Annotated in this window: 11 protein-coding genes; 2 read left to right on the top strand and 9 right to left on the bottom strand. The window is 38.6% G+C overall.

Annotation, left to right across the window (positions count from 1 at the left end; genetic code table 11):
• Positions 1-18: 18 nt before the first annotated feature.
• The 3 genes from BXY41_RS26275 to BXY41_RS26285 all read right to left on the bottom strand — a co-directional run bounded on the left by BXY41_RS26275 (position 19) and on the right by BXY41_RS26285 (position 2636).
• Positions 19-975 carry a VanZ family protein gene (locus BXY41_RS26275; protein ID WP_104439842.1) on the bottom strand — a complete coding sequence of 319 codons (957 nt, stop codon included), beginning with the start codon at positions 973-975 and terminating at the stop codon, positions 19-21.
• Positions 965-1882, bottom strand: coding sequence for a GNAT family N-acetyltransferase (locus BXY41_RS26280; protein WP_104439843.1), 918 nt, complete (start codon positions 1880-1882; stop codon positions 965-967). The genes BXY41_RS26275 and BXY41_RS26280 overlap by 11 nt, the downstream gene beginning before the upstream one ends.
• 76 nt (positions 1883-1958) lie before the next feature.
• Positions 1959-2636: an epoxyqueuosine reductase gene (locus BXY41_RS26285; protein WP_104439844.1), complete on the bottom strand. Its 678-nt coding sequence runs from the start codon at positions 2634-2636 to the stop codon at positions 1959-1961.
• A 274-nt stretch (positions 2637-2910) separates the two neighbouring features.
• Between BXY41_RS26285 and BXY41_RS26290 the strand changes: the two genes are divergently transcribed.
• Positions 2911-3789, top strand: coding sequence for a LysR family transcriptional regulator (locus BXY41_RS26290; protein WP_104439845.1), 879 nt, complete (start codon positions 2911-2913; stop codon positions 3787-3789).
• An 18-nt stretch (positions 3790-3807) separates the two neighbouring features.
• Positions 3808-4674, top strand: coding sequence for a GNAT family N-acetyltransferase (locus tag BXY41_RS26295; protein ID WP_104439846.1), 867 nt, complete (start codon positions 3808-3810; stop codon positions 4672-4674).
• 56 nt (positions 4675-4730) lie between these two features.
• Here the strand turns inward: BXY41_RS26295 and BXY41_RS26305 are convergent, their stop codons facing one another.
• From BXY41_RS26305 to BXY41_RS26330, 6 genes are all read right to left on the bottom strand, one after another.
• Positions 4731-6134, bottom strand: a complete 1404-nt coding sequence (locus BXY41_RS26305) for a bifunctional metallophosphatase/5'-nucleotidase (RefSeq protein WP_104439847.1) — start codon at positions 6132-6134, stop codon at positions 4731-4733.
• Positions 6135-6448: 314 nt separating this feature from the next.
• Positions 6449-7384: a CPBP family intramembrane glutamic endopeptidase gene (locus BXY41_RS26310; RefSeq protein WP_104439848.1), complete on the bottom strand. Its 936-nt coding sequence runs from the start codon at positions 7382-7384 to the stop codon at positions 6449-6451.
• Positions 7385-7407: 23 nt separating this feature from the next.
• Positions 7408-8517 carry a helix-turn-helix domain-containing protein gene (locus BXY41_RS26315; protein ID WP_104439849.1) on the bottom strand — a complete coding sequence of 370 codons (1110 nt, stop codon included), beginning with the start codon at positions 8515-8517 and terminating at the stop codon, positions 7408-7410.
• A gap of 161 nt (positions 8518-8678) precedes the next feature.
• On the bottom strand, positions 8679-9323 hold the full coding sequence (locus tag BXY41_RS26320; RefSeq protein ID WP_104439850.1) for an MBL fold metallo-hydrolase: 645 nt from the start codon (positions 9321-9323) through the stop codon (positions 8679-8681).
• Positions 9324-9407: 84 nt separating this feature from the next.
• A complete protein-coding gene (locus BXY41_RS26325; protein ID WP_104439851.1) occupies positions 9408-10601 on the bottom strand; it encodes a multidrug efflux MFS transporter in 1194 nt (397 codons plus the stop codon).
• Between the two features lie 79 nt (positions 10602-10680).
• Positions 10681-11421 carry an AraC family transcriptional regulator gene (locus tag BXY41_RS26330; protein WP_341457891.1) on the bottom strand — a complete coding sequence of 247 codons (741 nt, stop codon included), beginning with the start codon at positions 11419-11421 and terminating at the stop codon, positions 10681-10683.
• Positions 11422-11751 lie beyond the last annotated feature (330 nt).

Below are 11751 nucleotides of genomic sequence, written 5' to 3' on the forward strand. Positions count from 1 at the left end.
CTCCGCCTCGTTTACCAGTTACTCCCACCAATGTTTTATTTTTGCGATGCCTACATCCCATACTTTAGCGTTTCCAGTGACTATAATTTTCATTTCTTTTAATTCTGCATTATAAAATGTTTTCATTTTATGAATATTTCTATCCTCGTCTTTACCACTAAATTGAAACAACTCTTCTCCATTGACCAAAATTGTGACTGAGCCTTTGTATTCTTCTCCGTCTGGAATGCCACAAGTAGCATAAATCCACGGGTTTTCCCTGTCTACTTTAAATAGATACTCCTTACTTATTCCGTCCCTGCTGCTATATAAATTTAATGTAGGATTTGCGTTTTCGCCCTGAACCATGAAAGATGAAAGTGGTTCGGTTTCAGGAGCTGTTTTACTGATTTCGGTTATTGATTGAACTTGTCCTATTGTTTCATTTACATGTACACCATAATTAATTGTTTCAGAAACAACAATAATCAAAAGTATTGATATAAGAATAGATACAGCTGAAGCAACAAGCTTACTAAAGGTAATCCCTGTGGAAAACCCTACCTTAAAAGCAATAAATCCTATGATTGCACCCAATGTATTTGATATAATATCCGCAATATCAAATGTACCCATGAAAGTTAGAGACTGTAGTATTTCCAAGGATGAAATCACTAATACAAATAATGAGATAAACTTTCTAAAACGGATACGATATAGCAATGGAACTATAATTCCAAAAGGAATAAAGGCAGCAATGTTTCCGAAATCATATAACCAGGACATTGTTAATTCCGGAAACCTAAGGGGTATAACTTCCGGGATAAGTATAAATGTATACTTACTATAATTGATTCTGGCGTCTGTTCTATTAAATCCTAGAAACATGAAATATAATACTAAAATTGTATATACTATCGTTGCCACAATTATGAATCTACGTAGATTGGTCTTAATAGTTCCAGAATTATCCTTTGGCACTTTTTTATTTTTCATATTTAAAGTCTCCTTTAGAGCCTTTCAAATGTTCATCAAACAATTCTTTATTTAATAATATTGGTGTTATGGGTTCGCCATAAAAATCTTCTGTTTCTCCAATAACTTTACACCCAAATTTTAATAACATATTTACAGTTACTTCTCTTGCTTCAATATATAACTCATCTGTATAATGTCTAAAAATCTCTTTTAATGATTGAATAGCCATTTTTTGACCGATACCTAAACCTCTCAGTCTTTTATCCACAGCAAATCTTCCCCATTTCCATTTATCTTTCTCTTTCCATGCTGCGACAACCCCAATAATATCTCCACCTACTCTTGCACACCACCAGACTGGATTTAAATTAGCATCAATTTCAATTAATTCTGCCGGAATACCCTGCTCATTAGCAAATACTTCTGTTGCTAATTTTATTGAATCCTCCATATAATTTTCTGAGATTTTTTCAATCAAAATTCTAGAATCATTCTTTCTAAGATTGTTTTTTAATGCAAGAATACGGAATACTCTAAATTCTCTAACAATATTGTCTGCATCCTGGCTATCTCCTAAACCTAAAATTTCATTCATAAATATATTTGCTTTATGATCCCCATCATTAATAGTTGTCAGACCTAATGGTAAAAGGCAAATATCTTTCATTCTCTTATCATCTTCGGACTTTTTTAATTCTAAATATTTCTTTGCCTCCAAATTACTAATTATTCTACTAAGTGATGCCTTATCAATACCCAGGTTTATCAACAATTCATTAAAAGGAGTCTTTCCGTTTTGCCTTAGATAATTTAATATATGTGCTTGTGCAAGTGTCAAGCCTGAATGAAAGCAATTGTGATTTAATAACCCTAACTCCCTCACGATTAATCTTATCTCGCTTCTGATCATTTCCTCTTTATTCATACCGCGCCTCCGAACTAATTGATATTATCAACTATATTATCTCGTTCTTATTTTTTTGTCAAGGCGACTTACAAAATTAGGTATGCAACCCAAAACACATCGGGCAAGTAGTTCTGCAGCGATTGCACTCTACAGTATCAAAGCCACGTTTTGTCTTACCATAGCTGTTCGTTCGACACGTTTTCTGCCGGACTCCATTTTCGTTGATTGCCCCTACCGGACAGTTTCGGATACATAAATCACAATGTTCAAGGCATATGCCGGAAGCAAATTCATCGGATTCTATTTCCAGATTGGTCAAAACACAGCCGATCACCAGGCGGTTCCCATACTCTCTGTTGAGCAGAAGCGTACTCTTGCCAAACGTACCCATTCCGGAAAGGTATGCAACATGCTTCATTGACAGTAAGCCTCGACCTTCCATTTTATCTTCATCCCAATAGTCATAAGGTCCATCGCTGGGTAACGGCACTCCCACCCCGTGATATGTATTCTCTAAAACAACTGCGGTATGATAAGCAATACTATCAACTTGCGGACAAGCAAAATTATTAAAGTAGGAATATATTAATCTGGAATCACCTATATATATTCCTTTGGGAAGGGCTATTCCAAAAGCAACCACACTTTTGCAATCCGGAAATATATCACATGGGTGAAATCCTTTGGGTGCTCCCGCAAATCGCTCTATTCCTGCAAATCCACAAAGATTCGCTCCTAAGCCGAGAACTTTTTCCCTCAATTCCTCTTTCATAGTAGTTACCCCCTGATTTGATGATTATCCCCCTGTGACAGGTAAGCCTTCACACCTTTTATTGGAATATCTGCCTCGGTCAGACTTAAGACCGGTTCTGGAAAAATATCTGCGTTCATATTTGCTCCTTAAACTTGAAATTCAGTTAGACACTGGAATTTTTAATTGCGCCTGCTGTATGTTTATGTTACTATACACTTATCTATCTGTAAAACTATACATTTCTATTATAATTATCTATTATTTCGATCGTTAAAGAAAGGAGTAAATTGTTGTGGATTTAAAGCAGCTCAAAACCTTTGTTGTTCTCTCAAAAAATAAAAACTATACCAAAACAGCCGATGAGCTCGGCTACGCACAATCCAGTATTTCTGCACAAATTCAGCAATTGGAGCAGGAACTGAACACTAAACTCCTTGATCGTATTGGAAAGAGGGTTTTTCTTACCGCAAACGGAGAAATGTTATTGCCATGTGCAATAGAAATGCTGGCTCTTGCTTCAAATATCAAAGATAGAATTGACAGCAGCCTTTCATCTAGTGGACAGCTCATTATCGGGGTCTCTGAATCACTTTGTATTTTTAAACTACCGGAAATTGTAGACATCTATAAAAAATCCCATCCCAACATTCTACTTCAGTTAAAACTAATTGAAAACGATCAGGTCGTGCAGCAGTTGACCGATAACACAATTGATATCGCTTTAACGATAGGAAACCCCATCGAGCATCCATCAATAACTTCTTTATTAAAAAAGCGCGAGGAAATTCTGGTCCTTTCCGCACCAACGCATCCGTTAGCATCAAAAAATGTGCTGGATATAAAGGATTTTACCAATCAGAGGTTGATACTGACAGGCATAGGCTGTAACTACCGTACAGCGTTTGAATATGATTTAAAATCTCATGGTATTCCTTATCAAATTGTTTTGGAAGCAGGAAGTGTTCAGGCAATAAAAGAAATGGCCGTGAGTGGTCTGGGCCTGTGCGTACTTCCTGATCTGGCGGTTAGGAAAGAACTATCCTCTAATTTATTAGACGCTCTTCCTTATAAAAATGATTACAAAATATACATTCAGCTTTTCTGCCATAATTCAAAATGGATATCACCTTATTTAGCGGACTTTATTGAACTTGTAAAGAAATCAATTTAACGAAAAGGAGATCGTAAAATGCAATATAAATTATATACAGATGTGCATGAGTTTTATAAAGATACATATGAAGCTCTAATGTGTGATGAATCGCAAAATATGATTCTTCTAGGTAATATTATAACTGGTAATGAAGGCAAAGATAAAACGGATTGGCGAGATCCTGCAAAGTGGGTTATGGCAACTGTTTCTGATATTAGGGGTATTTGCCTGATTGCTTTAATGACGCCTCCACATAATATCACACTTTATTCGACAGGAAATATAATTAATCAACAAGCTATAAAATGTTTAATAGATGGGTTGGATGAATACAATATTCCGGGGGTGACAACGGAAAAAGAACTGGCAAACACATTTGCTAAAGAATATACAACTCAAAAGGGATTATCATTTAAGACAACAATGAGTCAGAGAATATATGAGCTTACTGCCGTAAATCCTGCTATTGAGCAATTTGGAGTTGTGCGATTATTGGAAGAAAAAGATATGCATTTTTTCCCTTATTGGCTGGAGGCGTTTAATGCGGCAGCTGTATATGGAAATACTGAAATGTCTATTCCACAAGGTGCTGACCCGTATCATTACAGATTGTCTACAAAGAAACTTTATGTTTTAGAAATTGATGGCTCACCAGTTTCTATGGCAGGATTTACGAGAGAGATGCAAACAGCTATTGGTGTAGCATTTGTATATACGCCTCCATATTTTCGTGGCAAAGGATATGCCTCATCATGTGTGGCTCAATTAAGCCAGATAGCTTTAGATAAAGGATTTACTAAATGTGTATTATACACGGATCTGTTGAATCCAACATCCAATAGTATATATCAGAAAATCGGATATAAACCGGTTTGTGATTCGCTTATGCTAAAATATGAGTAGTATTGTACTGTCTGACTGTTTGCACTGGCTCTGCACTATTGGCAAAAACCCAACTTTTAGATAATAGAAAAGCCACCGCTGAAGGTTTTTAATAACCACCGTTCTTCAAATGCCTTCTTAACAAAGACTTCTTTCATAACGTATTCTTGTATTATATCTCTCAAATATTCTTTATTGTATTGCTCGTCCTGATTCCTGGCTAATGTTTGGTAGCCAGTTCCCCTTTGAAGATAATCAGAGGAAGCAACCGTATACCACTGCTCCATATTAAGGCTGACACCATGAATATAAATATTCAAAATATTCCTGCCATCATGTTCAATTACTGCATTTGATACATGCAATCTCCCCAAATATTTCCCCCGAAATCCCGCACCTTTACCATCTGCATAGCAATAATCCGTATCCAAGGAATTTTGAAAGGCTTCCCACAAGTCTTTTCCTTGTATCTTAAAGCTGGTGGGATTTAAAGGAGATGGACAAAGTTCTATGATTTTTTTCCTTGAAACATCACCCTTTTTAATCCCCCCGTTAATCACGCCACTATTTATAATTGCAAGATCACACGCAAGGAAGTCCTGTAATGCATCCGCAAGAAGATTGGTCATAGGGTTCTCTTCCACAACATCATGCCACAGATTTTTATTTATTCTGCAAAATGGTTCACTAAGTCTGTCAATAGCCTTTTTTTTGTTCTGTTTGATTATTTGTTGGACTATCGTTGATTCTTCTGAATTTATAATGTCAATATTAACTCCTTCTATCAGCTGCACTTGCTTACTATTTACCTCGACTACAAGCTTTCCAATATGTTCTCCCTGTGCTCCTGAAGTATGGATAATCGTTCCATTTACTATTTCCGGCTGGTCCATTAATATATGGAAATGACCGCCTATTATAATATCAATACCACTTATTTTTTCTGCTATTTCCTTATCCTTGTCCATCCCAAGATGTGAAAGCAGTATGCACATACCATACTGATCCTGAGATTCATTGATCTCATGCTGAACTGCCTCCAGGTAATCAATAAACGTAAAGCCAAGCAATTCGTTAAAAGGTCCAAGGTCCGGTGATGCCCCAATGATTAGTATTTTCAACCCATTTTTATTTATTATAATACTTCTTTTTACTTCTTCTATTTCTAAATGTCCAAAACAGCGCAGGTTACAGCTCAGTAACGGTATCTTCGCATTTGCAGCCATATATTTTAACACATCCGGTCCTTGAAACATTTCATTATTTCCAACTGCCAAAGCATCGTATCCAGTAGAATCGAGCAATTCCATCGCTGCCAATCCGTCGGTTCCAAGCAATTCAATTCTTTTAAAATCCGCAAAATCTCCGGCATCAAGTACAAGAGTATTGCTGTCCTTCCATTCACTAATTTGGTTTACTATTTTTGAAAAGTTCTCAAAATTACTATGTATGTCGTTTGTATGTAATATCGTTATGCGCATATTTTCACCTCTCCTATGTATCCCCTATTTTAAAAAATGACTGCTTATAAATATAGCACTAAACTGCTAACGCAGTGGTTCGACAGCCGATAGTTTAGTATTTCTTCATTTTAATCTTTCTCTATTCTACTACTTCAAATTCCTGTGGTAAACCTATTAAATAGAATCTCAAACTATTTTATAAAAGGTCATACATTCAAAGTCCTTGATACCACGTTTTTTTAGCACAAAAAAGACATCACCCTTGGCGAAGAGTGATGTCTTTCTTGTGCCATTTACTCAATTTAGTTGCAGGCTCCTAACGGAGCAATACCTTATTTCTGCCCCAACGGCCCCTCATCTTGACGATGCGCTTCGTTTTTACCCAATGTCATATTACGGCCAGCCTTTATTAGCAATATAACAGCTAAAACGCTAAACGGAAGTCCTCCAATAAGACCAGTGATTGCCGGGCCAAGTATTGGGTTATATCCGCTCTTTGCAAAAATGATTGGCAGTGCCGCGCCTGCGTTCACCGTTGAATGGATCATGGCAGCTGGAATGACGCTTTCCAGTTTGATTGATATATAACCTTCGATAATTCCAAGCGCAACGCAAAATACGATCATGGCCAGAATGCCGAGCCATGGATAGCCCCAATAACCGGTTCCGTAATTGTGACCCATCACGATAACGGGCAAATGCCAGATGCCCCATATTGCCCCTGTTATAATTAACGCGGTCCTGTCAGATAAAAAAATGCGCAGTTTAGGGAGCAGATACCCTCTCCAGCCAAGTTCTTCACCCATGGTGGGTATGATATTTACAATCGGGCCGATAAGAACAAAAATCAGTGTTTGAACAATCAGCATTTTGGACACGTCAAGTCCCTGTTTACCATTTGAAGCAACCATTCCTTTTAAAGTTGTAAGCTGTGGGTCAAAGGAACCGGGGAAAATTAGGAAATAAAGCGCTCCGCTCAGAAGCAACAAGACCGTCGGGCCGAAGTACAAAAGCAGATACTCTTTCACATGCCCCTTGAAGTGGGGTCGAAGATACATATTCCCAAATCCTTCTTTTGTTATAAGCCGTGTTAATAAATTGGATAGCGCAGGCATAAACATAGCGACTGCCAAAATTATCACTGCCGCCCCGCTTCCATAAGTGAGCCCACAGATCGGTGCCAGTAAAAAAACGATCCAGGCAAGGACGATTGTAAGCGCAATAAATATAATCAGTCGTTTTTTTGCTGCCAATTTTTCGTGTTCCATATTAGCATTACCCCCTATTTATATTATTTGCAGTTATGTTGAAGCTTTTCAGTTATTCTCTGAAAACGCTGCTCATCTGAGAGAACTGAAAACACCGGATTATTAACAATCACATCATACATGCTTTTCCTGATTGTTTTTTCATCCCGCGGAAGATCTGTTCCCAGATCTAGTTGATCCAGCCATCCGTCCAGACGGTCGAAAAAAGCATCGCCATGCAAACACAGGGGATAAATATCGCTTGTTACGATCTCGGTGTACTTTTGCAGCATTTCAAGCGCCTTATCATGATTTTTCTGAGCAATAAATCCCTGTGCGGCTATAACATAAAGACCGACCAGAACACCGGGATGCAGATGCCTCATGTCAAACGCTTCCGCTACGGCAAGCGAACGACGAAGAACCTCGTTGAATTTGGATGGGACATCCGCACATAGCGTAAGATATGCGGGAAAGAAATTGAACAGGACAACAATGTTCTGAAACATTCCGACCTGCAAAACGGATTTTGCCTCCTCGGTGCGCCCCGTCATTTGGTAAGCGGAAGCCAAAAGCGATTCAGGAGGCAGCGCAGGCGCGACTGATCCATCAAGCAACTCCAGCACGGTATTGGCATCACCGGAAATAAGGCTACACAGGGATTCCATAAACAAAGCCTGCCTGGTAATCGATACATCATCGCATTCCTCTCTGATCCTTATAAAAAGAACCTTGGCTTCCTCAGTCAAAGATGCCGTTTTTCCAGGGTCTTTCAGCAATTCTACATGGTTAATCATCAGTATTCCCAGATTCAGCAGCAACGGAAAGCATGAATAGTATTTTTTAATTATATTTCGGCAGTCTTCCATCACCGAATCAAACGGTTTTGACGCAAAATCAGCCGACAGGTTTCGGTACAGCTTTTGAATATTCTCTTTTGTCATCTGCGGTTTATATTCTATCAATTCATCAATGCTGATGTTAAAGTACGCAGCCAGCTGTGGGAGAAAGGTTACGTCCGGATAACTTTGACCCGTCTCCCATTTGGAAACGGATGCCTTGGACACGCCAATGTAATTTGCAAGCTCATTCTGGGTAATGCCCTTTTCTTTGCGCTTATTTACAAGCACTTTTGCAATATTAATTTCCTTCATATCAATCACCTCTGATTATATTTTAGTTGGTAAGCAGAAGAAAATCAATGGGTCTACAGTTGAAAACGGTTGAATAAATCAACCTATGCGATACTTTATTTGCCTTGAGACCACAAACACAGAGACCCGTACACTTTCAGTCCGGGTACTGCAAATTACATTCATTTATATTGTAGAACTGCAATTTCTGGGAGATCTTTAATATTTGATACATTAACATCAAGTTCCTTATAATTTTTTGCTTCTTTTTGGGAAACGGTTATAAAGGTATCGACTTTTTCAAATATAAATCCGAGAACTCCCAAGGCTTTCGTCCTATAATGCATCGGTATCACAACCATCGGATTAAACTGATTCATAACTTCCGTAGCCCTGCCGGCATCCAGTACAGCTCTTCCTCCTATGGGAAGGAGCAGAATGTCCACTTTTCCGATCTCCTTGATCTGTTCAGGACTTAACAGATGTCCCAGATCACCGCAATGGCAGACATTTAAACCGTCTATGTTGAAATTATAAACGATATTTTTGCCTCTTTTTGTCCCTGAAACGTTGTCATGAAAGGTCTGTACGCCTTTAAAATCAATACCTTCCTGCGAAAACACTCCTGAGTCCTTGATATGCACAAAATCCCCCTTAACCGCACCGACATTATTATGATCAACATGATTGTGACTGGTTGTAACGATGTGAGCATCAATCTGGGGCAGTTTATAGCCAAGCATATTGTGATATGGGTCCATAACGATTTTTGTGCCATTTTCAGCGGTGATCCTAAAGCACGAATGACCAAACCATTTTATTTTCATATGAAATCTCCTTCCTTTTATAAAGCCTGGGTCCACTAAATTTCCACTTTCCTATTCCACACAATTCTTTCCTGGGGATTTACTCTAAACGACTATATCCCATTTCTTATATACTCTGTAATAGACCCATACAGCATTGAGGAACATCAACCCGCTGGTGACATAAAAAACATACTGGAAACTGAATCGTCCTGCAATTTGCCCGCCTAAAATGGAACCTGCCGCAACTCCCAGATATCCAAGGGACATGTTAAATCCGAAGATACGGCCCGTAAGATTATCCGGTGTAATCTTTTTAATCATGATACTGATAGACGGGATTAGCCCTCCCATGGCAAAGCCCAATAAGAAGCGAAGCACAAGTAGCTGCCAGGGATTTTGAACAAAAGCCTGAGGTATGTAAAGGACCCCGGCTACTATCAGCGCAATCATAATTACCTTATGGGCGCCAATTTTGTCAGAAAGTTTTCCAAGTCTTGGGGCAGCTATAATATTGGAAAGTCCAGTGGCCGAGAACACTAACCCGGATATCAATGCAATATGACTGGCATTGGGGCTTAACTTAGTTACATACTGCGTCATAATCGGCTCTACCGAATAAAGCCCTATACCCAAAACAAAAAAAGTTATTAATATAACAACTGTCAGTTCTTTTTGCGGAACCATGTTCCAGATATCCCATACCCCCTGTGATTTTTTATTATTACGGGCAAAGGATTCCTGTACTAATAACAACGTGATTATAAAAGCAATAAAAAGGAGTCCGCTAATAATGAAAAATACGGCCTTCACCCCCAGCGTCGCTTCTATCACTCCACTCAGGGTCGGTCCTAATAAAGAACCGGCAATCGATGCGGTTGAAAGAGTCCCTAAGGCATAACCGACATGCTCACTGTCTGTTTGCGTTGCAATCAGTGTGTTGCAGGCTGTACTATATCCTGTGATAGCCCCCTGCACCGCGCAGAGTGCAATCAGGAAATATACGTTAGGAACAAAGCCCATCAGTAAATAGACAATGCTCAGTCCGATACCCGCCCGAAGTATCATCGGTTTTCGACCAACTTTGTCGGCAGCTTGTCCCCAGATAGGTGAGAATATCGCCGTAATCAGGTAGGTAATTCCGAAAATAATTCCGGAAAGCTGTGACACCAATGATGTATTTTCAATACCAAGATAGCGGATATAAAGCGGTAGAATCGGTGCTACTTCGCTCATTCCGATTGCTGCAATGAAAACACCAATCCAACACACAAACAGATTTCTTTTCCAAATAGGCATAACATTTTCCTCCTAAAAAAATGACCTTCATTTATCCATTTATTCTAGAAGAAATAGCAATTGAAATCCATGCACAGTTTTAAAAATCATACACATTCTTGTTATAAAATTCTGTTGGACTTAATCCTTCCATTCTTTTAAATATCCTGCTGAAATAGAACTCGTTGGTGTATCCCAGCTCATATGCCACTTCTTTCACCTTTTTATTTCCCTCAATAAGCAACTCTTTTGCTTTGTCGATTTTCATTTTGTTAAAGTACATAATGATGGGATAACCCGTCGTATCTTTGAAGGTCTTGGATAAATAAAAGGTGGACAGTCCGACTATCCCGGATAATTCCTCTAAAGTGACCTTTCGGTTGATATTTTCACGCATATATTCTATTATCTTGCCAATCTTTACAGATATAGCATAATTTTTGCTCTGTATTTTATTATTTTGTGAAATCAGGATAAGCAATTGCCGAAGTAAGGTTACTGCTATAAACTCATAACTTGGTCCCTTGACATTCCAAGTGTCTAAGAGTTTTTCAAACAGCTCTTTCACAGCGATATAGTCCGTAATTTCCTGTGCCAACGGCTGTTTTAAGGTTTGGATATTCTCCTGGCAATTCCATTTTCCATCAGAACCTAATATTATACGCGAGGCGCTGAAATGCACCGTCATAAAATGTACGGGAGTTTGAGTGCGTTGTTCGATTGTTTGTTGTATGCCCGGAGGAATATAGAACAACATTCCCTTCTTTATCGGATATCTCTTACCTCCAATCACCATATGACCGTTCGCCTCACAAACAAAGATCAATTGGTGATGTTGCAATGTTCTTGTTACTACGTAATTTATTTTTCCAGATTCCTTTAATTTTTGCCCTTAACAGTAATGTATTTGACATAATATATCTGATACCATACTTTCCTCCAAGATCTCGAGAATGCTCAGAAACTCGTAGTTTATTGTATAAGTAGCTGACTTTATTATATCATACCTCAAATATAAAAGCGTATCACGAAACCTGGCACAGTCCATGAAAAAGCAGAACACTCTCGGAATGATCGTAAATGGTAAATAACCAGTCCAGGTCAATAAGTTCGCCGCCCGATTGGGGCGGCGGTATCTTTACCGTGTTTTTAGTTTTCTACAACGATCTGG

The sequence above is a fragment of the Lacrimispora xylanisolvens genome, assembly GCF_002934545.1.
Lineage (GTDB): Bacteria > Bacillota > Clostridia > Lachnospirales > Lachnospiraceae > Lacrimispora > Lacrimispora xylanisolvens.

Coding starts and splice junctions, on each gene's coding strand:
- BXY41_RS26275 (WP_104439842.1), bottom strand. CDS start 975: ATGAAAAATAAAAAAGTGCCAAAGGATAATTCTGGAACTATTAAGACC.
- BXY41_RS26280 (WP_104439843.1), bottom strand. CDS start 1,882: ATGAATAAAGAGGAAATGATCAGAAGCGAGATAAGATTAATCGTGAGG.
- BXY41_RS26285 (WP_104439844.1), bottom strand. CDS start 2,636: ATGAAAGAGGAATTGAGGGAAAAAGTTCTCGGCTTAGGAGCGAATCTT.
- BXY41_RS26295 (WP_104439846.1), top strand. CDS start 3,808: ATGCAATATAAATTATATACAGATGTGCATGAGTTTTATAAAGATACA.
- BXY41_RS26305 (WP_104439847.1), bottom strand. CDS start 6,134: ATGCGCATAACGATATTACATACAAACGACATACATAGTAATTTTGAG.
- BXY41_RS26310 (WP_104439848.1), bottom strand. CDS start 7,384: ATGGAACACGAAAAATTGGCAGCAAAAAAACGACTGATTATATTTATT.
- BXY41_RS26315 (WP_104439849.1), bottom strand. CDS start 8,517: ATGAAGGAAATTAATATTGCAAAAGTGCTTGTAAATAAGCGCAAAGAA.
- BXY41_RS26320 (WP_104439850.1), bottom strand. CDS start 9,323: ATGAAAATAAAATGGTTTGGTCATTCGTGCTTTAGGATCACCGCTGAA.
- BXY41_RS26325 (WP_104439851.1), bottom strand. CDS start 10,601: ATGCCTATTTGGAAAAGAAATCTGTTTGTGTGTTGGATTGGTGTTTTC.